Origin of the sequence: Nocardiopsis alkaliphila YIM 80379, assembly GCF_000341005.1 — a bacterium.
GTDB classification, from domain to species: domain Bacteria; phylum Actinomycetota; class Actinomycetes; order Streptosporangiales; family Streptosporangiaceae; genus Nocardiopsis; species Nocardiopsis alkaliphila.
In genome coordinates this window covers 23,364-43,669 of sequence record NZ_ANBD01000010.1, presented here as the reverse complement: position 1 = coordinate 43,669, position 20,306 = coordinate 23,364, and the positions used below count along the sequence as shown (strand labels likewise).

General features: G+C 66.1%; 18 protein-coding genes and 4 pseudogenes (1 of these 22 only partly in view). 13 read left to right on the top strand and 9 right to left on the bottom strand.

Annotated elements, in window-relative coordinates:
• Nucleotides 1–94 precede the first annotated feature (94 nt).
• Both D472_RS29250 and D472_RS0101485 read right to left on the bottom strand, forming a co-directional pair.
• Nucleotides 95–544 (bottom strand): annotated as a pseudogene (locus D472_RS29250) (acyltransferase family protein); the annotation flags it as partial.
• A gap of 27 nt (nucleotides 545–571) precedes the next feature.
• Entirely contained in the window at nucleotides 572–1,192 is a 621-nt protein-coding gene (locus D472_RS0101485) for a TetR/AcrR family transcriptional regulator (RefSeq protein ID WP_026117274.1), read from the bottom strand.
• Between the two features lie 146 nt (nucleotides 1,193–1,338).
• Between D472_RS0101485 and D472_RS0101480 the strand changes: the two genes are divergently transcribed.
• Together D472_RS0101480 and D472_RS0101475 are read left to right on the top strand one after the other, a co-directional pair.
• A complete protein-coding gene (locus tag D472_RS0101480) occupies nucleotides 1,339–1,764 on the top strand; it encodes a fluoride efflux transporter FluC (protein ID WP_017602731.1) in 426 nt (141 codons plus the stop codon).
• Nucleotides 1,761–2,123: a fluoride efflux transporter FluC gene (locus D472_RS0101475; RefSeq protein WP_017602730.1), complete on the top strand. Its 363-nt coding sequence runs from the start codon at nucleotides 1,761–1,763 to the stop codon at nucleotides 2,121–2,123. Before D472_RS0101480 ends, D472_RS0101475 begins: the two co-directional genes overlap by 4 nt.
• A gap of 102 nt (nucleotides 2,124–2,225) precedes the next feature.
• Here the strand turns inward: D472_RS0101475 and D472_RS0101470 are convergent, their stop codons facing one another.
• Nucleotides 2,226–4,526 (bottom strand): ATP-binding cassette domain-containing protein, encoded by a 2,301-nt coding sequence (locus D472_RS0101470; RefSeq protein ID WP_033302909.1) that lies wholly within the window; start codon nucleotides 4,524–4,526, stop codon nucleotides 2,226–2,228.
• A gap of 62 nt (nucleotides 4,527–4,588) precedes the next feature.
• Here D472_RS0101470 and D472_RS0101465 point away from each other — a divergent pair, with 62 nt between their 5' ends.
• Both D472_RS0101465 and D472_RS0101460 read left to right on the top strand, forming a co-directional pair.
• Nucleotides 4,589–5,398, top strand: coding sequence for a TetR/AcrR family transcriptional regulator (locus tag D472_RS0101465; RefSeq protein ID WP_017602728.1), 810 nt, complete (start codon nucleotides 4,589–4,591; stop codon nucleotides 5,396–5,398).
• Nucleotides 5,399–5,461: 63 nt separating this feature from the next.
• Complete coding sequence (locus D472_RS0101460; RefSeq protein ID WP_017602727.1) at nucleotides 5,462–6,019, top strand: pyridoxamine 5'-phosphate oxidase family protein; 558 nt, start codon at nucleotides 5,462–5,464, stop codon at nucleotides 6,017–6,019.
• A gap of 138 nt (nucleotides 6,020–6,157) precedes the next feature.
• On the opposite strand, the pseudogene D472_RS26515 reads toward D472_RS0101460, so the two are convergent.
• Nucleotides 6,158–6,417, bottom strand: a pseudogene (locus D472_RS26515) (DUF4287 domain-containing protein).
• A 373-nt stretch (nucleotides 6,418–6,790) separates the two neighbouring features.
• Between D472_RS26515 and D472_RS0101445 the strand changes: the two are divergent.
• The gene (locus D472_RS0101445; protein WP_017602724.1) at nucleotides 6,791–7,360 is read left to right on the top strand and encodes a TetR/AcrR family transcriptional regulator; all 570 of its coding nucleotides are present in this window, start codon (nucleotides 6,791–6,793) and stop codon (nucleotides 7,358–7,360) included.
• A 49-nt stretch (nucleotides 7,361–7,409) separates the two neighbouring features.
• Nucleotides 7,410–8,591: a GDSL-type esterase/lipase family protein gene (locus D472_RS0101440; protein WP_017602723.1), complete on the top strand. Its 1,182-nt coding sequence runs from the start codon at nucleotides 7,410–7,412 to the stop codon at nucleotides 8,589–8,591.
• Nucleotides 8,592–8,602: 11 nt separating this feature from the next.
• Here the strand turns inward: D472_RS0101440 and D472_RS0101435 are convergent, their stop codons facing one another.
• Nucleotides 8,603–9,367: a class I SAM-dependent methyltransferase gene (locus tag D472_RS0101435; protein WP_017602722.1), complete on the bottom strand. Its 765-nt coding sequence runs from the start codon at nucleotides 9,365–9,367 to the stop codon at nucleotides 8,603–8,605.
• Between the two features lie 129 nt (nucleotides 9,368–9,496).
• Here D472_RS0101435 and D472_RS27325 point away from each other — a divergent pair.
• A pseudogene (locus D472_RS27325) lies at nucleotides 9,497–9,940 on the top strand (pyridoxamine 5'-phosphate oxidase family protein).
• 166 nt (nucleotides 9,941–10,106) lie between these two features.
• On the opposite strand, the pseudogene D472_RS28035 reads toward D472_RS27325, so the two are convergent.
• Nucleotides 10,107–10,184 (bottom strand): annotated as a pseudogene (locus D472_RS28035) (mycothiol transferase); the annotation flags it as partial.
• A 129-nt stretch (nucleotides 10,185–10,313) separates the two neighbouring features.
• Here D472_RS28035 and D472_RS0101410 point away from each other — a divergent pair.
• Complete coding sequence (locus tag D472_RS0101410) at nucleotides 10,314–11,288, top strand: aldo/keto reductase (RefSeq protein WP_017602717.1); 975 nt, start codon at nucleotides 10,314–10,316, stop codon at nucleotides 11,286–11,288.
• Here D472_RS0101410 and D472_RS24550 read toward each other — a convergent pair.
• Together D472_RS24550 and gdhA are read right to left on the bottom strand one after the other, a co-directional pair.
• Complete coding sequence (locus D472_RS24550) at nucleotides 11,257–12,651, bottom strand: hypothetical protein (protein ID WP_152447866.1); 1,395 nt, start codon at nucleotides 12,649–12,651, stop codon at nucleotides 11,257–11,259. The genes D472_RS0101410 and D472_RS24550 overlap by 32 nt on opposite strands.
• 545 nt (nucleotides 12,652–13,196) lie before the next feature.
• Nucleotides 13,197–14,564 (bottom strand): NADP-specific glutamate dehydrogenase, encoded by a 1,368-nt coding sequence (gdhA, locus tag D472_RS0101400; RefSeq protein ID WP_017602715.1) that lies wholly within the window; start codon nucleotides 14,562–14,564, stop codon nucleotides 13,197–13,199.
• Nucleotides 14,565–14,907: 343 nt separating this feature from the next.
• On the opposite strand from gdhA, the gene D472_RS0101395 reads away from it, so the two are divergent.
• Together D472_RS0101395 and D472_RS0101390 are read left to right on the top strand one after the other, a co-directional pair.
• Nucleotides 14,908–15,204 (top strand): hypothetical protein, encoded by a 297-nt coding sequence (locus D472_RS0101395; protein WP_152447865.1) that lies wholly within the window; start codon nucleotides 14,908–14,910, stop codon nucleotides 15,202–15,204.
• A 64-nt stretch (nucleotides 15,205–15,268) separates the two neighbouring features.
• A complete protein-coding gene (locus tag D472_RS0101390) occupies nucleotides 15,269–16,240 on the top strand; it encodes an EamA family transporter (RefSeq protein ID WP_017602713.1) in 972 nt (323 codons plus the stop codon).
• Nucleotides 16,241–16,260: 20 nt separating this feature from the next.
• On the opposite strand, the gene D472_RS0101385 is transcribed toward D472_RS0101390, so the two are convergent.
• Nucleotides 16,261–17,187, bottom strand: a complete 927-nt coding sequence (locus D472_RS0101385; protein ID WP_017602712.1) for a ribonuclease Z — start codon at nucleotides 17,185–17,187, stop codon at nucleotides 16,261–16,263.
• A 117-nt stretch (nucleotides 17,188–17,304) separates the two neighbouring features.
• Between D472_RS0101385 and D472_RS0101380 the strand changes: the two genes are divergently transcribed.
• The 3 genes from D472_RS0101380 to D472_RS24545 form a co-directional block, all read left to right on the top strand.
• The gene (locus D472_RS0101380; RefSeq protein WP_017602711.1) at nucleotides 17,305–18,330 is read left to right on the top strand and encodes a DUF2804 domain-containing protein; all 1,026 of its coding nucleotides are present in this window, start codon (nucleotides 17,305–17,307) and stop codon (nucleotides 18,328–18,330) included.
• A gap of 258 nt (nucleotides 18,331–18,588) precedes the next feature.
• The gene (locus D472_RS0101375; protein ID WP_051045914.1) at nucleotides 18,589–20,196 is read left to right on the top strand and encodes a sodium-dependent transporter; all 1,608 of its coding nucleotides are present in this window, start codon (nucleotides 18,589–18,591) and stop codon (nucleotides 20,194–20,196) included.
• Nucleotides 20,196–20,306 carry the 5' portion of a methionine/alanine import family NSS transporter small subunit gene (locus tag D472_RS24545; protein ID WP_017602709.1) on the top strand. Its footprint extends 96 nt past the window's final position, so 111 of the gene's 207 nt are visible here — the first part of the coding sequence; the start codon lies at nucleotides 20,196–20,198; the stop codon falls past the right edge of the window. Before D472_RS0101375 ends, D472_RS24545 begins: the two co-directional genes overlap by 1 nt.

Below are 20,306 nucleotides of genomic sequence, written 5' to 3'. Positions count from 1 at the left end.
CCGCTGCCGTGGCGGTCGCGTCGGGTTCACCCGCCCGGCGCACCAGCACGTACACCAGGCTCATCACCAACAACACCTCGACGAACCACAACGGCCCCGGGTCGAAGGTCAGTAGGTACCACCACCACAGTGGGACATCCGGGTCGGAGGCCAGGAGCCGACCATAGATCGGTGCCATCGCCACCGGCCGCAGCAACACCAGGAACACCAGCAGGGGCACACCCAACCGCAGTAGACGTTCACGCACGAAACCGCGTCGACCGCGTCGGTCGACCGAACCCGGAACGAAGTATCCGGCGATGAGGAAGAACATGCCCATGAAGAACGTCTGATCGACGATCACGAACACGTCCAACAGCACACCGGAGGGATCCTGGGCCGGTTCGGTGTAGAACCAGAGCGGGATGTTGCCATAGGTGATGGCCGCGTGGTGCAACACGACCAGGATGGTCAGGACCACCCGCAGGTTGTCCAGGTAGAACAGGCGGGACCGGGCGGGAGGGCCGCCCGCCCTCGTGGTGGATTCGGTGGTGTTCTGTGCCATGGAGACCTCATCGCCGGATCGCGACGGTCACCCGGCTCGGATCGCACGGACCAGGAGTTCTCCCAGCTCGTCGGCGTGCGCGAGCAGATCATGGTCGGGATGGACCCGCCAGTACTCGAACATGGCGTCCATCGCGGCCTGTTGACTGACCGCCATCACCCGCACATCGAAATCACGGAAGTCACCGTGTTCCTGACCCGCCCGGTAGAGCCTCTCCAGGTTCTCGTAGAGCGGTTCGGCCTGGCGTCCTCCATAGCGAGGTGCGCCCTGGTCATCGCGTGCGTACAGGAAGATCTGGGACAGGGCCGTCATGCGCTCGCGGTGAGCCAGTGCGTACTCGGCCACGCCCCGCACATGGGCGCGCAGCGCCCGAGTGATGCTCTGCTCGGCCAGGATCCGGGGGACGACCGCCTCCGCGATTTCGGTGTAGACGCCCATCACCACCTGATCCATGAGTTCGTCCTTGCCGTCGAAGTGGTAGGAGATGACACCTTTGCTCACCTGAGCCGTCCGTGCGATCCGAGCCAAGGAGGCGCGGGGATAACCGACCTCGGCGATGGTGCGCACCGCCGCTTCGATGATCTGCGCCCTGCGAGCCTCCTCGATGAAGGACCGCTTCTGACCGTCTGGCTCATTTTTTGACCGCATGGCCAGAATCTAACACGCGCGGACAGAAAACTATCGGGGATGTCCCTGATTGCTCCCCTGGAACGCCCCCCGGTCGCCGTTCGGTAAGGACACCCGCCCGCCCGGGTCACCAAGCACCACGCCGCTCTCGGGTACAGGATGGACCCATGACCCCACCCCTATCGGCTCGGCTGTGGCCGGTGATCGCCTTCGTCGCCCTCGGCGGTGCCCTGGGCGCGCTGACCCGCCACGGTCTGGACACCCTGTGGCCGCCCACGGCCCCGGGAGTTTCCTGGACCATCTTGGCCATCAACGTCACCGGCAGCCTGCTCATCGGCCTGCTCATGGAATCCATCGCCCACCACTCACCACGCAACCGGTACGTACGCCCCTTTTGGGGAGTGGGTTTCCTAGGGGGTTACACCACCTTCTCGGCCTACGCCATGGACGTGGTCACCGCGCTGGAACGGGGCGCACCCCAGATCGCACTCGCCTACCTGACCCTGACCCTGGTCGGTGCGCTCACCGCCGCTTGGGCCGCTTCCGCCCTCGCCCACCGAGTGCTCACCCACCATGAAGGAAGGCATCCGTGAGCGCGCTGTTGGTGGCCTTGGGCGCGGCCGTGGGAGCCCCCGCACGCTTTGTGGTGGATCTGGCACTGCGGCGCCGGTCGGGTGCGGACTTTCCCTGGGGCACGTTGACGGTGAACGTGCTCGGCGGTCTTCTGTTGGGCCTCTTCCTGGGCCTGCCACTGTCTCCACAGGCACTGGCGCTGTTGGGCACCGGCTTTTGCGGAGCGCTGACCACCTACTCCACCTTCGCTTACGAAACCGTCCGATCAGCGCGCACGGGCGCTTACCGATACGCCTTGGCCTCGGTGATGGCCAACCTGGGCCTGGGCGTCGGCGCCGCTTGGACGGGGCTCACCCTGATCACGCTCCTGCTCGATTGAGGGGTCTTCTGCGGTGATCGCCAGGTCTCCTTTGGCCCGCCGTCCGCCTTGGCAGGACACCGGCCCTGCCAAGGCGGAGACCCTCGTGAAGGAGTCGTTGCCTCACCGGCCCAGGTAGGCGCGCAGATGACGGGCGGTCAATGTCTCCCCCTTGTCCACCAACTCGGCCGGGGAGCCCTCGAACACGACACGGCCACCATCGTGCCCGGCTCCCGGTCCCAGGTCGATGATGTGGTCGGCGTGGGCCATGACGGCCTGGTGGTGCTCGATGACCACCACCGTGTCCCCGCCTCGCACCAAACGGTCCAACAGCTCCAACAGCCGATCCACGTCGGCCAGATGCAACCCCGTGGTGGGTTCGTCCAGCACGTACACCGCGCCCTTCTTGGCCATGGAGATGGCCAGCTTCAACCGCTGACGCTCACCACCCGAGAGCGTGTTCAAGGGCTGTCCCAGCCCCAGATAGCCCAAACCCACCTCGTGCAGCCGGTCCAAGATCGTGCGGGCGTTACCGGAGGTGAAGAACTCGCGGGCCTGTTCCACCGACATCGACAACACCTGGCTGATGTCCTTACCGCGCAACCGGTACCGGAGCACCTGCTCCCTGAACCGGCGCCCCTGACACTTCTCACAGGTGGAGGCCACCCCGGCCATCATCGCCAGGTCGGTGTAGATGACCCCGGCGCCCTTGCACTCGGGGCAGGCTCCCTCGGAGTTGGCGCTGAACAAGGCGGCCTTGACCTTGTTGGCACGGGCGAAGGCGGTGCGGATGGGGTCGAGCAGCCCGGTGTAGGTGGCCGGATTGGAGCGCCGCGATCCCCGAATGGCGGACTGGTCGACCACCACCACTCCCTCGTGTTCGGGTAGGGCGCCGTGGATGAGTGAACTCTTGCCCGAACCGGCCACCCCGGTGACCACGGTGAGCACCCCAAGGGGCACGTCCACGGACACGTTGCGCAGGTTGTGGGTGGTGGCATCGCGGATGGGCAGGTGCCCGGTGGGGGTGCGCACGTCCTCCTTGAGGCTCACCCGGTGGTCCAGGTGCCGGCCGGTGAGGGTGCTCGAAGTGCGTAGTCCGTTCACGTCGCCGGTGTAGGTGATGGTGCCGCCCTGAGGTCCGGCCCCCGGCCCCAGGTCCACGACGTGGTCGGCGATGGCGATGGTCTCGGGTTTGTGCTCGACCACCAGGACGGTGTTGCCCTTGTCCCGCAGGCCGAGTAGCAGGTTGTTCATCCGCTCGATGTCATGCGGATGCAGTCCCACGGTGGGTTCGTCGAAGACGTAGGTGATGTCGCTCAGGCTGGAGCCCAGGTGACGCACCATCTTGACCCGTTGGGCCTCACCGCCGGACAGGGTGCCTGACTCCCGGTCCAGGCTCAAGTACCCCAGTCCCACTCGGGTCAGGGAGTCCAGGGTGTGGGTGAGGGTGTCCACCAAGGGCTGGACCGAGGGGTCGTCGATGGTGCGGACGAACTCGGCCAGGTCGTCGATCTGCATCGAGGCGCACTCGGTGATGGTGCGCCCGCCCACTCTCACCTGGCGGGCGGCCGCGTTGAGACGGGTGCCGGCGCACTCGGGGCAGGTGGAGGTGACCACGGCCCGATCCACGAAGGCGCGCAGGGCCGGTTGCATCTTCTCGCGGTCCTTGGCCAGGTAGGTCCGTTTGATCTTGGGGACCAGACCCTCGTAGGAGAAGGAGTTCTTGCCGACCTTGACCTTGGTGAGGGGTTGGTGGAGGAAGGTCGACCACTCCTGGTCGGTGTAGTCCTGGAGCGCTTTGTCTGCGTCCAACAGCCCCGAGTGCACGAACACCTGCCAGTACCAGGTGTCCACGCCGTACCCGGGCACGGTGATGGCGCCTTCGTTCAGTGATCGGGTGCGGTCGTAGAGTTCGTCGAGTTCGATCCGGTCGGTGCGACCCAGCCCCTCACACTCGAGGCACATGCCTTCGGAATTGTTGAAGCTGAAGGCACTGGAGGGTTCCAGTCGTGGTGTCCCCACCCGGCTGTAGATGATGCGCAGCATGGCGTGGGCATCGGTGGCGGTGCCCACGGTCGAGCGCGAGTTGGCACCCATGCGTTCCTGGTCGACGATGATGGCCGCGCTCAGGTTGCGCAGGGCGTCCACGTCGGGGCGTCCCACGCTGGGCATGAAGGATTGCAGGAACGCCGTGTACGTTTCGTTGATGAGTCGCTGGGATTCGGCGGCGATGGTGCCGAAGACCAGCGAGGACTTACCCGAGCCGGACACTCCGGTAAAGACGCTCAGTCGTCTCTTGGGGATGTCGACCGAGACGTCATTGAGGTTGTTCTCCCTGGCCCCACGGACCTCGATGGTGTTGTGGGCGTCAGCCGCACTGGTGGTGTCGAAGGTCAAGCCACTCCCCCGCAGTCCGAATCTCATTGATTCATTATGGGATAAACTGACAGCTGCGAAACGTTAATTTATCCCCTAAGGAGATGCAAGTGGTGGTCTACGCCGGACAGGGCGACCCTCGCCGTTCCATGGCCCTGCTATGGCGCGAACGCACCGAGCAACGGCACCCCACCCCGGGCCCCAAGCCGGAACTGAGCGTGGACCTGGTCGTGCGCACCGCCATCGAGGTCGCCGACGCACAAGGCCTGCAGGCCCTGTCCATGCGAGCGGTGGGCGAACGTCTGGGGCGTACGGCGATGTCGCTCTACACCTACGTGGCCGGCAAGAACGAACTCATCGACCTGATGTACGACCACGCCTTCGCCGAACTGGTGGAGGAGGTCGACCAGCGGGACCGGACACATGCCCCCGAGGAGTGGCGCGAGTGGGTGCACGCCTGGGTGGGAGCGCTGTGGCGGTTCTGTCTGCGCCACCCCTGGACCCTGGAGATCTCCCAGGCACGCCCGGTCCTGGGCCCCAACGAGTATCGGCTCTTCGAATCCCTGGCCACCGTGTTGCACCGCGCCGGCCTGGAACCCAAGGCCATCAGCAGCGCCTTCGGAAGCCTGTCCAACCTGGTCCGCGGCATGGTCCGCACCGCCGCTGAGGCCCGCCAGGCCACGGCGGTGACCGGGGTGGCCGAGGACCAGTGGTGGTACGCCCGCTCGGCTCGACTGGAGGAGGTGGCCCCGAACTTCTCCGAACGCTTCCCCACCCTGTCCCTGATGACTCGGAGTGGGGCCTTTACCAACGACGCCCCGGAGGAGCCCTACCTGGAGCAGGAGGCGTGGGAGAGCCTCCAGTTCGGTCTCGACGCGCTGTTGGAGGGCATCCAACGCCGGATCGACTCCGCCACCTGAACCACACGGGCCACCCGGAAAAACCCTCAGCGGGCGAAAGCCTCATGTGGAAGACTCCCGCCCATGGGAAAGATCCACGCCCACATCGGCACCCGGCTGGAACGGTTCCTTCTGGCCCAACCCGTGTTCTTCGTCGGCACGGCACCACTGGACGGTGACGGACACGTCAACGTCTCACCCAAGGGCATGAGCGGCACCTTCGCGGTCCTGGACGAACACCGGGTGGCCTACCTGGACTACACCGCATCGGGCATCGAGACCATCGCCCACCTGAGGGAGAACGGTCGCATCGTGCTGATGTTCTGCGCCTTCGAGGGACCACCGAACATCGTGCGCCTGCACGGCCAGGGACGTGTCGTAACGCCCACCGACCCCGGGTTCGACCAACTGCGTTCCCACTTCGCCAAGGAACGCACCCTGGGTCAGCGCTCGATCATCGTTGTCGAGGTCGGACGCATCTCCGACTCTTGCGGGTTCTCCGTACCCCTGATGGACCTACGCCAAGACCGGGACCTGCTGGACCGGCACCACCGACACCGCACCCCCGCCTACTTCGACGAGTACCGGCGAGAACGCAACGCCACCAGCATCGACGGCCTGCCCGGACTTCCCACCCCTTGAATTCGAGGCTTCAGGGAGCGGGCCCACCGCAACGGGTCATGACCACGCCGTCATTGACAGGCCGCGGCCACCGACCTCTCCACGGTGGTGGCACACGGGCCCTCAGGCCTGGTGTGGGTCGCTCTCCTTGCCATCGACCTAAAGCTCCGTGGAGGTGTCGCGATGGGTACCGGAGGTGCCCACGTGCTCGGCGCTGATCGTGGGTCCCTTCTTGAGGCCGTGGACCAGGGCCATGGCATGGCCAGTCCCGGTCCGTACTCCTGGGCGAGCCAGGCGACGATGGTGCCCGCCTTGACGGTGGGCGCGTCGTATCCGCGTTCCTTGGCCTGGTCGGTGAGAGCCCGTGGGACGAGCCCGGTCTTGTCCTCGATGGAGTCGAGATAGGCCCGAAGAGACATAGGAAGCCTCCTAATCGGGGTAGGGGCCCATACTCACACCCCACACCGACATTCGGTCGCGCCCGAAGTCACCCACGACGTCGCCTCAGGAGAATCAGGAGATCGGACACCTCGGCCCGAACCGCCTCCGACTCAGATCCACCCGAGCAGGAACAGTAGGAGCAGCGTCAGAGCGGCCGAGACCAACAGGGACGTCATACAGCCCCAACGACTGTTGTAGAAGAAGAACACGGGAACCTCCCTTCCTATCGAGAGTCTGCCCCATTCGATGCCCCTCGCGTCCTCGGGTGAGCGAGCACACCCCGTCTTGAGCATTCACCTTTTGCCTAAAGCCTTTAGGTAGATGTACCTTTCCTTAGGCAAAAGGAGGAGCATGACACGTGCCGGGCTCAACACACAACGAGTCACCGAGGCGGGAGCCGACTTGGCCGACGAGATCGGCTTCACCCAGATCACCGTCTCCGAACTCGCCCGACGTCTGGATGTCAAGGTCGCGAGCCTGTACTCGCACGTACGCAACTCCGAGGACCTCAAGGTCCGCATCGCCCTACTGGCACTGGAGGAACTCGCCGACCGTGCCGCCGACGCGATCGCCGGACGCGCGGGAAAGGACGCGCTCATCGCACTGGCCAACGTCTACCGTGACTACGCCCGCGCACACCCCGGGCGCTACACCGCGGCCCAATACCGGCTGGACCCCCAGACCGCCGCGGCCGGCGCCGGCCCACGGCACGCCCGGATGACCCGGGCGATCCTGCGCGGCTACGACCTACAAGAACCCGACCGCACCCACGCGGTACGCCTGCTCGGCAGCGTCTTTCACGGCTACACCAGCCTGGAAATGGGCGGAGGGTTCGACCACAGCGCCCCCGACAGCGACCAGAGCTGGTCCCGCACCCTGGACGCGCTGGACGCCCTGCTACGCCACTGGCCTCGACCCTGAACACGCCACCGGGGCGTTCGCGCACCCGTCTCACCCAAGGCCCACCACCATGACCACATCCCTGACCACCACACCACTGACCCCCGAACTCCTCAACGGGGCCCTGGACGTGGAACACACCGACCGCGGCCTGTTGCCGCACCGACTGCCCGCCCTGGCCCGCAGCAGGAACACCGACCCCCAACTGGCCATGGCCCAATCCCAACCCTCCGGGGTACGACTGGCACTGCGCACCCGAGCCACCATCATCGAACTGGACACCATCCCCACCAAACGCCACTACGTGGGCGCACCGCCCCGACCCGACGGGATCTACGACCTGCGCGTGGACGGTCGACTCCTCGCCCAGGGCACCGTGCCCGGAGGCGACCTACTGCGCATCGACGTGACCACCGGCACCTTCACTCCCACTCGCGGCGAGCCCGGCACCCTGCGCTTCGAAGGGCTGGAGGACCACCTCAAGGACGTGGAGATCTGGCTCCCTCACAACGAGACCACCGAACTCGTGGCCCTGCGCGCCAACGCCCCCATCCGACCCACCGACGCCTCCAAACGTCGGGTGTGGCTGCACCACGGAAGCTCCATCAGCCACGGCTCCGACGCGGCGAGTCCCACCACCACATGGCCGGTGATCGCAGCCGATCGGGGCGGGGCGGACCTGATCAACCTGGGACTGGGAGGCAGCGCCTTGCTGGACTCCTTCACCGCCTCGGCCATGCGCCAGACCCGGGCCGATCTGATCAGCGTCAAGCTCGGCATCAACCTGGCCAACGCCGACCTGATGCGACTGCGTGCCCTGGGGCCGGCCGTGCACGGGTTCCTCGACACCCTGCGCGAGGGCCACCCCGACACGCCACTGCTGGTGGTCTCATCGCTGTACTGCCCCATCCACGAACACACCCCGGGACCGGGAATGATGGACCCCGAAGCCTTGAAGGAGGGCAGGGTCGAGTTCAAGGCCACCGGAGACCCCACCGACCCCACCCGGCTCACGCTCACCACCATTCGCCGTGAGTTGGAACGCATCACGAGTGAACGCGCCGCACACGACAAGAACCTGCATTACCTGGACGGGCGTGAACTGTACGGGCAAGCGGACTTCGACGAACTACCCCTGCCCGACGGGCTGCACCCTTGTCCCACAGCACACCGGCGGATCGGTGAACGGTTCGCCGACCGTGCCTTCGGCCAGGGCGCCCCCTTCGCGGCACCGACCCCGAGTGAGCGATGACCGGGTAGGCCTCAGATGGGGCGCGCGAAGGTGATGATCTCCGGACTGGTAGCGGTGAGCGGTGTTCGATCCCAGTACCCGTACCGGGCGCTCACCCTCAACCCCGCCTCGCCCAGGAAGACATCGAGACGCTCGGCGTCCAAGAACCGCAGGGTGCTTCGGCTCACCAAGGGCTCGGCCCACCCTTGCAAGTGATAATCGGAAGTGAAGGTGACCAGTTCGCCCTCCACCTCCTGCAGGCGGTGCGTACACCTGGCCTCACGCCCATCGGGGCCTTGGACGACGCGCACCCGCTCGGGGTCCCATGCCCGCCACCCACGCGCGCCGGGGTTGCGTGTTTCGAACACGAACCGGCCCTGGTCGGTGAGCGCTCGACGTATCGCCGCCAGGTTGTCCCGCACCTCCTGGTCGGTGAGGAACACCTGGAAGGCGTGCCCGCTCATGACGATCAGGTCGAAGCCGCCCTCGAAGGGGTCGCTCTCACGCTCGTCGTAGGGTCCCCGGACCAGGTCGCCCTGGATCCACTCGATGTCGCTCCGGTCCCGGCGGCCCACCTCCAACATCGCCCGGGCTGGGTCCAGGCCCACCAAACGCCCGGTGTGTCCGTGCTCGCGCGCCACCCGCTGAAGCTTGCCGGTCCCACATCCCACGTCCAGTACGGACCCGGCCCCCATCACCAGGTCGAGGTAGAAGTCGTCCTGTGGACAGACCCGCCAGTGGCTGAAGTGGTCATAGAGCTCGGCCAGGTCCGGGTGAGAGAAGTGGCGATCGACCATGCGCGCATTCTCCGGCACCATGTCCGCGCTGTCACCGAGTTTTCCGCTCGGCCCACCACGCCGATCGGATCGTCCACGGACGCCGAGAACACACTTTCCTTCCCCCGACCCCTCCTCTAGCTTGAAAGGGTGAGCGACCCCTCCAACACCCAGCACCCCTTCGACGTCGACACCTTCCTGACCCGACCCCTGGTGGCCCGCGTGGCCACCACCAACGCCTCCGGCGCACCCACCGTCAGACCGGTCTGGTTCCTGTGGGAGAAAGGCCTCTTGTAGTGGATCACCGGAGAGTACGCCCTCATCTCCCAACACCTGGAACGCGATGCGCGAACCGCCGTGGTGGTGGACACCTGCGACCTGAAACGCCAGGAATACCTCCAGGTCATCATGCGCGGCACCGCCGAGGTGGTGCCCTTCGACCCGGCTTTGGCTCGACGCGAACTGCGCCGCTACCTGGGAGAGGACGAGAACGCCTGGCACCCGGACTTTCGCCACTACGCCGACGATGCCCGCCTGGTGCGCTTCACACCCGAGCGCACGGTGGTCAAGGACCTGTCCAAGACCATGCCCTGAGCAATCGACACCTTCGCCCATGAGGACGTGGCCTGCTGTTGGAGGCCTGGTGGCGGGCACGGCCGGTGGAAGCGGTCACCGAGCACACCGCCGTCGACATGCGTGGCGCTCCGGCCCAGGTGACGACCATCGCCCGCGAGGTCTTGGCACGGTGAACACGAGCCGATCACTTTCCGGTGGCACCGTCGACGCGTTCGCGGACGAGGTCGGCGTGGCCGTTGTGGCGGGCGTACTCCTCGATCAAAGACCCACGAACCCGAAGGACCCAACAGGCGGCCTCAACGGTTTCGTTCACGCACCGTCCCCTGAACGCCCACCTCCAAGGACCACCGGCTCTTGGGAGCGCTACCAAGCGGCCCATAGGATCAGCGGTATGGACACACGTGAACTCGGTACCATCGGCCCCGTCAGCGCCGTGGGCTTCGGTGCCTGGCAGATCGGTTCGGCTTGGGGCGAGGTCAGCGACACCGACGCCATGGAGGCCCTCGAAACCGCGGTGCACGAGGGCGTCACCTTCTTCGACACCGCCGACGTCTACGGCGATGGCCGTAGCGAACGCCGGATCGGACAGCTGCTCAAGAAGCATCCCCACCTGAAGGTGGCCACCAAGATGGGCCGTCGCATGGCCCAAGAACCCGCCCACTACAACTCCGGCAACTTCCGCGCCTGGAACGACGACTCCCGCCGTAACCTGGGCGTGGACACCATCGATCTGGTGCAACTGCACTGTCCCCCCAGCGCCGTCATCGAAACCGACGCCGTCTTCGATGACCTGGACGCCATGGTGGCCGAGGGGCGTATGCGTGCCTACGGGGTGTCGGTGGAAACCTGCGACCAGGCCTTGGCCGCCATCGCTCGCCCCAATGTGGCCTCCATCCAGATCATCCTCAACGCTTTTCGCCTCAAGCCCTTGGAGAAGGTCCTGCCCGCCGCCCAGGCCGCAGGCGTGGGCGTCATCGCTCGCGTGCCCCTGGCCAGCGGCCTGCTCTCGGGCAAGTTCACCGCCCACACCACCTTCGGTGAGGACGACCACCGCAACTTCAACCGCCACGGTGAGGCCTTCGACCAGGGCGAGACCTTCTCCGGTCTGGACTACGACACCGCGTTGGCGGCCGTGGAACGGCTGCGTCCGCTGGTCCCCGAGGGTGCCACCATGGCCGGGTTCGCGCTGCGCTGGATCTTGGACCAGGACGGGGTGAGCACGGTCATCCCCGGTGCCCGTAACGCGGATCAGGTACGCGGTAACGTCGCCGCCGCATACCTGCCCCCCTTGGACGCCCGTACCCACAGCCGCGTCCGCGAGATCTACGACGAACTCATCCGCCCCCAGGTGCACCAGCGCTGGTGATCCCATCGGTGCCCACCGGCGGTTCCGGTGGGCACCGTGGGTGGGGGACCCTCCCTTCCGGTCGGGGTGCCTCTTGGAGCCGCCTGCGGGTGGCGGCGATCAGGGTCCGGCTCTTGGGCGAGATCCCCGAGCCCAAAGTGGTCCAAAAGCCGCTACCGGGCAAGGGGAACGGGGGCGGGATCGACCGGCCTGCTTCCTGTAGGGAGGCGACCATGAGCTCTTTGAGTTGTGGATCCAGCTCTTGTCCGGGAGCGATCGAAGGTTCGGTGTCTTGGTCGGCGTAAGCCGGCTCGTTCTCGGAGCGGGGGTCCGCCCGAGGGGCGGGGACCGCTACCGGGTCATGCATGACCTCGCCCGGCACCGACCGGCACAACCTGCCGCAGATTGCGCAGGTACCGCCAGGTTCGTTACGCGTGTGCCAATGATCCGGGCAGGTGTAGTTCGCCTTTCCCTGGGAGTCCAACAGGAACTGCTCAGGGTGGGAGAAGGGTGCGGCGTCGTTCGTCGTCGACCAGGCCGCCGAAGTCGATGCCGATGCGTTGATGCCTTTCCCCAGGGAACCGGACAGGAAAGCCTGTGCCGTTCTCAGGTCGCGCATCCGAGACATCAGGGCGGGGAAGGGACGGTCGAGTCCTTTCAACCCCGAGAACAGGGCGCGAGCCTCCTTCACGCTCAACCCTTGGTCCAAGAGGTCGTCCACCGCTTTGGTGAGTCGTTCTCGATCGGCCACCGGGTCGGATAGGTATTGATGATGGATGCGAGCAATGATTTCATATGGTCCGTTTTGGGAATTTTTCTGGTCTTGTCCTCCTGTACATACGCAGTCACGGACGGAGGCAGGGTTTTTCCTGGAACAGAGGTCACTATGACAACAGTCTTCAGTGCAATCCGCCCCCTCGTCGGTGCCGATATGACCTGTCGTTCCTACCGATGGGTAAGGTCGAGTGGTCTCGTCCAAGGGTTCCTCCCCGAGCTCGGCCCGCACCTGGTTGATCTCGGCCAGGACCTGCTCCGGATACGCCTCGGCCGGAATCAGCAACTCCAGGACGTTGGGTAGGCGATCACCCCACTTCCGTCCCTCGGCGATGTCCTGGGCGAAGAAGGTGCGGGTCTGCTGCCGGGTGAGTTTACGGACCAGGCCCGCCTCGACCAGCTCATTGACGCCCCGCTTGATGCTGCTCTCACTCAGGATGCGGCCACCGCGTTCGACCATGTTCTTCAAGAAGAGGTAGCAGTAACGACCATCGCAATCCCCGGACCTGGCGATGATCGAGGCGACGCAATAGGAACGCCTGCTGGGGAAGAGCCCCTCTTGCAAGGCGGTGGCCACCCACAACAGGGGGATGAAGCCAATGCCCCGCATGGACTTCAACGGACGCTTGCGGATCACATACGCACCGAGCGGATTCGCGGTTTCGGCTGCGCTGGAGAGGGTCGAGGGAGTAGACTCCACGATGAGCTGCCTTCTTGAGTCGCTTTCTTGGGTCAGGTGGCCACGGTCGGCATCCCTGTTGATGGGGGGCGTCGGCCACGACCCGACCTGGTGTGGTCAGCACCGGTCGGGTCTTTTTTGTCGAAACTCAAGCTAGTGGAACGAACACGAGTTCGTAGGCCTTTCTCTCAAATCCTCATATCCGAGAGAACAAAAGGTCATCCGCGGGTTCCTTATAACGGAATTTTCGCCTTTGACTGATGTGAGGTGATACGCCGGATCGCTCGCCCAGCCCCACAATCGACCTCTTGGCCCCACCCGACCAACACCGACCGCACCCGCGAACACGAAAGCCCCGCACCACCCGAACCAGGTGATGCGGGGCTCACCCCGAAAAGAAGAAACGCTCGTGCCTTGACAGTTAGGATTCGCCCGTCCTGAACTCCACGCCGGGTGAACCTTGGCTGTCACGGCACCTAGATCAGGCCTTGGGCCAACATCCCATCGGCGACCATCTCGAACCCGGCCAGGTTGGCCCCCAACACGTAGTTACCCCTGGAACCGTGGCGCTCGGCGGCCTCCTCACAGCGGTCGTGGATACCGGCCATGGTCTCGGCCAGCTCCGACTCGGCGTGCTCGAAAGACCACGAGGTACGGCGGGCGTTCTGACGCATCTCCAACACACTGGTGGCCACACCACCGGCATTGGCGGCCTTGCCCGGGGCGAACAGCACACCCGCCTCGCGGAACAACTGGACCGCCTCAGGGGTGGTGGGCATGTTCGCGCCCTCGGCCACCGCCACCACACCGTTGGTCACCAACGCCTTGGCGGCGGTGGAGTCCAACTCGTTCTGAGTGGCACAGGGCAGCGCCACCTGGCAGGGAACGTCCCACACACTGCCGCCCTGGACGTACTCGGCACCGGGGCGTCGGTCGGCGTAGACACTGATCCGCGCGCGCTCGGTCTCCTTGATCTGCTTGAGCAGGTCCAAGTCCAAGCCTTGTTCGTCGATCACGTAGCCGCCCGAGTCGGAGCAGGCCACCACGGTGGCGCCCAGCTGTTGGGCCTTTTGCGCCGCGTAGATGGCGACGTTGCCCGAGCCCGAGACCACCACGCGCATGCCGTCCAGCTCACGGTCGTTACGCTCCAGCATTCGCTGGGTGAACAGCACCGTCCCGTACCCCGTGGCCTCGGTACGAACCGCGGAACCACCCCACCCCCGGCCCTTACCGGTGATGACCCCGGCCTCCCAGCGGTTGCTCAACCGCCGGTACTGACCGAACATGTAACCGATCTCACGGGCGCCCACACCGATGTCACCGGCCGGGATGTCGGTGTACTCACCCAGGTGACGGTGCAGCTCGGTCATGAAGGACTGACAGAACCGTTCGATCTCGGTGGCCGAACGCCCCTTGGGGTCGAAGTCACTGCCGCCCTTGCCACCACCGATGCCCATACCGGTGAGGGCGTTCTTGAAGATCTGCTCGAATCCCAGGAACTTGACCACGCCCAGGTTCACGCTGGGGTGGAAGCGCAGACCGCCCTTGTAGGGGCCGAGCGCACTGTTGAACTCCACCCGGAAACCGCGGTTGACGTGCACCTTGCCCTGGTCGTCACGCCAGGGCACCCGGAAGATGATCTGACGTTCGGGTTCGCAAAGACGCTCCAAGACACGCTCGTCGGCGTACTCAGGGTGCATGGACAAGGCCGGGGAGAGGCATTCGAGTACCTCGAACACGGCCTGCTGAAACTCCGGCTCGTCGGGGTTGCGACGGGCCACGTGTTCGAAGGCACTGCGAACTCCCGGGTGGATGTTCTCCCGGGAGCCATACGAAAACGGCATACGAGTGCGTTCCCTTCATCACAGCTGGAACGGGCACCCTGCACGCCGTTGTACGGGGAACCGAGGTCATCTATGGAAACGGGCGGGGAGGTACCGCCCCAAAGGGCTCATACGGGCGATTATCCCCTTCATCGTGCCAGTGTAGTGCCTTGATATGAACATACTTCCCCGGAGCGAGCCCCTTGACGCGCCGCAAGGCCCGCCGCTTCGCCCGATATCGACCTCACCAGTGGAACGAAACCCTCGCCCACCACGATGACCGGCGCCCGCACGAGCACGACCTGGGCCAAGGCGCGAAGGACCGGCTCACGCGCCACCGCCCCCACGGCCCGCACGGGTCGCCTTGGTCGACAGCGGATACGAACAGGTCCTGCGCACCCAAGAACCAGTGCGGGCCTCCGATGGCGAGCACGGACCACGGGTGCTCGCCACGGCCCTGACCTTCGACGGCTCCACACCGCCGGTTCGGGACACCACCACACTCGGTGGCCTTGCGAGGACTTCGCGCCATGGTCGACGACACCCCGCCCATCATCGGGACACCGAAGGCCGTGGCGACCTCACCAAGGGGCGGCCGGACATGATCCCCGGCCCATCCGGAACCACCCTGCCCGGCCACGAATCGAACACACTCACCTAAGCTCGACCAGACCGGGTCATCCTCCCGTGGTCCCATCGTCCTTCCTCCTCCAGGAGTCTCGCGCGTGTCCATCCACCCCACCCGCCACCGCCCCTCCGGGCTGGCCTTCGCCCTCGCCTCGGCCCTGGCCTTCGGCGGTTCGGGGGTCTTCGCCCGCCCCCTGCTGGAGGCGGGAATGGACTCACTCCACGTGACCTGGCTACGCGTGGCCGGGGCCGCCCTGATCCTGCTACCGGTGGCCCTGCGCCACCGGCACCTGATCCACCAACGCCCCCTGCTGCTGTTGGCCTATGGCGTCTTCCCCATGGCCGGCGTCCAAGCCCTCTACTTCGCCGCCATCGCCCGCATCCCGGTCGGGATCGCCCTGCTCCTGGAGTTCTTGGGCCCCCTCCTGGTGCTGTTGTGGGTACGCGTGGTACGCCGCGACAAGGTCTCCCCCGCCGCGGTCATCGGTGTGGTCCTGGCCGTGGCCGGACTCGGACTCCTACTCCAGGTATGGACGGGCATGCACCTGGACGCCATCGGAGTGGGCCTGGCCCTGGGAGCGGCCGCCGCGCAGGCGGCCTACTTCCTCCTGGGTGACTTCATGGGAGAGGACGCCGACCCCTTGGGGGTGATCGCCTTCGGAGCCCTGATCGCCACCGTGTTGCTCGGAGCACTCGCCCGACCCTGGACCCTGCCCTGGGAACTCCTGGCCGATCCCCTCCCCCTGGGTGCGGCCGCCCTGCCCGGCTGGACCATCGCCCTGTGGCTGGCCCTGGTGTGCACCGCCATCGCCTACTTCACCGGTGTCTCGGCCATCAAGCGCCTGTCCCCCCAAATCGCCGGCGCCGTGGCCTACCTGGAGGTGGTCACCGCCATCGTGCTGGCCTGGATCCTGCTGGGGGAAGCCCTCAACCCCACACAACTACTGGGCGCGGTGGTGATCGTGACCGGTGCCTTCATCGCCCAGACCGCGGTGCCCACCACCTCGGCCGTCACCTCGACCACCGCACCCGAGCCCCACAAAAACCACCAACCCCTGGGCGGTCACTGACGTCTGCGCCCTGGGGCACCTCAACGACGCGCGGGCATCGCGATCCGATCCAGATCGGCCACCAACAGCACCCGACCATCGAACTCCTGACCGGCCTGCTCCACGAACAACCCTTCCTGCTCCTGTTCGTAGCGCTCCGACACATGGGTGAGCACCAACAATCGCACCCCCGCCCGCGCGGCGATCCGCCCGGCTTGACGCGCGGTCAAATGCCCGTACTCGGCGGCCGAACGCTCCTGCGAATCCAGGTAGGTGGACTCGATGACCAACATGTCCGCCCCCCGCGCCAACTCCACGGCCTGATCACACTCGGCGGTGTCCATCACAAAGGCCACCACCTGCCCGGGCCGGGGACGAGCACACTCGGCCAAGCGCACCGTGCGCCCCTCGACCTCGATGTGCCCCTGACGCCGCAAACGGGAGATGTCGGGACCACGCACCCCGAAGTGTTCCAAGCGCTCAGGCGACATCCGCCACCCGTCCGGCTCCACCAACCGATACCCATAGGTCGGAACCGAGTGACGCAACGGCAACGCCGTGATCGTGAAGGGCTCATCCCCGCCCACCACACAACATCCCCGACCACCCACCGGCTGGGGCACGATCACGTCGGTGTCCCGAAAGGAGGTGGCGTGCCGCAACCGCCGCCAGTACTCCTGACCCGCCCCCGGATAGGCCACCCGAACGGGGTGGGTCACCCCATCCCGGGCGATGCGCTGCACGATACCGGGCAACCCCAGACTGTGATCACCGTGAAAGTGGGTGATGCAGATCCGAGTGATGTCGCTCGCCGCCAGCCCCGCCGACCGCATCTGCCGCTGGGTGCCCTCACCGGGATCGAACAACACCCCCTGGCCATCCCAACGCAGGAAGTACCCGTTGTGGTTACGTCGACGAGTGGGCACCGCACTGGAACTACCCAAAACCACGAGTTCGCGCACTGACATGGCCCGCATCCTCCCACCTCGGCACCACCTCCACCGACCAGCACCCCAGAGCACTCACCCCCGACTCACCAGCGCCCATACCACGGGAACCGGCCCCACCCCTCTAGGCTTTCGCCCATGCCCACACACGAACCCGAGATCACCACCCCCGTCGACCTGACCACCCCCGCCGGCACCCTCGCCCCCGAAGCCATCGGATGGTCACGCACCCCCCTGCACCGCACCGCCATGACCGGCTGGGGACGCACCAAACGCTGGGAGTACTGGCTGGTGAGCACCCCCACCCACCACATCGCCATCACCGTCGCCGACATCGACTACCTGGCCCTGACCAGCGTCTACCTGCTCGACCACCCCGGCACCCCCGGCCACACCCCCAAGGTCGAACTCACCCGCACCGTCCTACGCCCCCTGGGCCAGGGCGTACACCTGCCACCCAGCCTGGGCTCAGGCCCCGTCGGCGCCCTGGGACCCATCCGCGCCCGCATCACCGACGAACCCGGCGGCACCCGCCTGCGCTTCTCCTGCGCCACCGAACACGGCCCCCTGAACGCCGACCTGTTCGTCGAACTCCCACAGAACCACCAGACCATGAGCGTGGTCATCCCCTGGAGCCCCACCCGCTTCCAGTACACCTCCAAACACACCGCCCGCCCGGCCTCGGGCACCGTCCGCCTGGGCGAACACACCTATGACTTCACCGACGCCTGGGGAGTGCTCGACCACGGCCGCGGACGCTGGCCCTACGACACCCACTGGAACTGGGGCGCCGCCTCCGGCCACACCGACCACCACACCGTGGGCCTGCAGTTCGGCGGCCAATGGACTCAAGGAACCGGACTCACCGAGAACGCCCTGTGCGTGGACGGCCACCTGACCAAGATCGGCCAGGAACTGGCCTGGGACTACGACCCCGAGGACCTTCTGGCCCCCTGGCACCTGCACACCCCCGGTTCCGACCAGGTCGACGTGGTCTTCACCCCCTTCCACGAACGCGCCGACCTCACCGACATCGGCGTCATCGTCAACGACACCCACCAGTGCTTCGGCCACTATCAGGGCACCGTGCGCACCGATGAGGGCACCACCATCCAGGTGGACCACCTGCCCGGCTTCGCCGAGCAGGTCCACATGCGCTGGTGAACCTTGTTCCCGCACAAGGGCGGGATGGGGATCGGGCCAAACCCGAGCAGGCCACGCCGCGTACGCCGACAGCCTGGCTGAACTTCAGCGGTAAGTACGACTTGCCTCTCTCGAGCTCGCACCAGGATTGGACGAAACGACACCAAAAGCCCAAGGTTCAGCGACATCCAGCCCCTGAACAGCTTCAACGGTGCCCAGAACGCCAAATCCTGCTACCGTGCGGATCGCGAACTACGGGATGATTTAGGAGACCTGAACATGAGGCAAAAGCCTCGCGAGCAGTGGGGGACCCGCGCAGGATTCCTGATGGCCGCCGTCGGCTCCGCCGTCGGCCTCGGCAACATCTGGCGATTCCCCTACATCGCTTACGACAACGGGGGCGGCGCCTTCCTGCTGCCCTACCTCATCGCCCTGCTCACCGCCGGCATCCCCTTGCTGATCCTGGAATACTCGATCGGTCACCGCTACCGTTCGTCGGCTCCCCTGTCCTACCGGCGTATTTGGCGACCCGCTGAAGCCATCGGCTGGTGGCAGGTCGCGATCTGCTTCATCATCGCGATCTACTACGGCGCGATCATCGCCTGGAGCGCCTCCTACGTCTGGTTCTCCACCACCCAGGCCTGGGGCGAGGACCCCGACGGGTTCTTCTTCGGTGACTACCTCCAGATGAGCGAAGGCCCCGGCGGGGTCACCGGTTACGTACCCGCGGTGGCCTGGCCGATCATCGGCGTATGGGCCGTGGTGCTGGTCATCCTGGCCCTGGGCGTGCGCAACGGCATCGAAAAAGCCACCAAGATCTTCATTCCACTACTGGTGGTCCTGTTCCTCATCCTGGTGGTGCAGGCGCTCACCCTGGACGGTGCCACCACCGGCCTGAACGCACTGTTCACCCCCGACTGGGGAGCCATGCTCAACGGTGGCGTGTGGGTGGCGGCCTACGGCCAGATCTTCTTCTCGCTGTCCATCGGCTTCGGCATCATGGTCACCTACGCCTCCTACCTCAAGCGCAAGGCCGACCTGACCGGATCGGCCATGGTCGCCGGGTTCGCCAACAGCTCCTTCGAACTCCTGGCCGGCATCGGTGTCTTCGCCGCCTTGGGCTTCATGGCCACCGCAGCCGGCACCGCCGTGGACGAGGTCGCCACCTCCGGTATCGGGTTGGCCTTCATCGCCTTCCCACAGATCATCTCCACCCTGCCCTTCGGCGGTTCCCTGTTCGGCGTCCTGTTCTTCGGCTCCCTGGTGATCGCGGGCCTGACCTCGCTGATCAGCATCGTCCAGGTCGTCATCTCCGCCGTGCAGGACAGGACCGGCATGGGCCGTCTCCAAGCCGTCCTCCTCGTCGGCGGTCTCATCGCCCTGGTGTCGACCCTGCTCTTCCCCACCCACCAGGGCCTGCACTACCTGGACGTGTTCGACCACTTCATCAACCAGTACGGCATCGTCCTGGCAGCCCTGGCCATGCTCATCGCCTTCGGGTGGATCCTGCGCCGCCTGCCGATGTTCCAAGAGCACGCGAACAAGGCGTCCTCCATCCGCCTGGGCACCTGGTGGCGCATCACCCTGGGCATCATCACCCCCATCCTGCTCGGCTTCATGATGTGGGACAGCCTGCGCACCGAACTGACGGAGAACTACGCCGGCTACCCGACCGGCTTCCTGCTGAGCGCCGGATGGGGCGTGGCCATCGGCGCCCTCGTCTTCGGGGTGATCATGGCGCTCCTGCCCTGGAAACGGGCCGACACCATCTCCCGTGACGACGCCGCCCGCACCCGAACCGAAGGCGGCACCCCCGAACAACTACAAGATCCCGGACAGGTCACACCCGACTCGGACCAGACCACCCGCAAGGAAGGGGACCAGTGATGTCCACCAGCGCCATCGTCATGATGGTCATCGCCATCGCCGTGCTCTGGGGCGGGCTGGCCGCAGCGATGCTGCACCTGCGCCGACACCCCGACGAACCCGAAACCGAA

Bases quoted from the DNA above. Each gene is read 5' to 3' on its own strand.
- D472_RS0101485 (WP_026117274.1), bottom strand. From the start codon at position 1,192: ATGCGGTCAAAAAATGAGCCAGACGGTCAGAAGCGGTCCTTCATCGAG.
- D472_RS0101480 (WP_017602731.1), top strand. From the start codon at position 1,339: ATGACCCCACCCCTATCGGCTCGGCTGTGGCCGGTGATCGCCTTCGTC.
- D472_RS0101470 (WP_033302909.1), bottom strand. From the start codon at position 4,526: ATGAGATTCGGACTGCGGGGGAGTGGCTTGACCTTCGACACCACCAGT.
- D472_RS0101460 (WP_017602727.1), top strand. From the start codon at position 5,462: ATGGGAAAGATCCACGCCCACATCGGCACCCGGCTGGAACGGTTCCTT.
- D472_RS0101445 (WP_017602724.1), top strand. From the start codon at position 6,791: ATGACACGTGCCGGGCTCAACACACAACGAGTCACCGAGGCGGGAGCC.
- D472_RS0101440 (WP_017602723.1), top strand. From the start codon at position 7,410: ATGACCACATCCCTGACCACCACACCACTGACCCCCGAACTCCTCAAC.
- D472_RS0101435 (WP_017602722.1), bottom strand. From the start codon at position 9,367: ATGGTCGATCGCCACTTCTCTCACCCGGACCTGGCCGAGCTCTATGAC.
- D472_RS0101410 (WP_017602717.1), top strand. From the start codon at position 10,314: ATGGACACACGTGAACTCGGTACCATCGGCCCCGTCAGCGCCGTGGGC.
- D472_RS24550 (WP_152447866.1), bottom strand. From the start codon at position 12,651: ATGCGGGGCATTGGCTTCATCCCCCTGTTGTGGGTGGCCACCGCCTTG.
- gdhA (WP_017602715.1), bottom strand. From the start codon at position 14,564: ATGCCGTTTTCGTATGGCTCCCGGGAGAACATCCACCCGGGAGTTCGC.
- D472_RS0101385 (WP_017602712.1), bottom strand. From the start codon at position 17,187: ATGTCAGTGCGCGAACTCGTGGTTTTGGGTAGTTCCAGTGCGGTGCCC.
- D472_RS0101380 (WP_017602711.1), top strand. From the start codon at position 17,305: ATGCCCACACACGAACCCGAGATCACCACCCCCGTCGACCTGACCACC.
- D472_RS0101375 (WP_051045914.1), top strand. From the start codon at position 18,589: ATGAGGCAAAAGCCTCGCGAGCAGTGGGGGACCCGCGCAGGATTCCTG.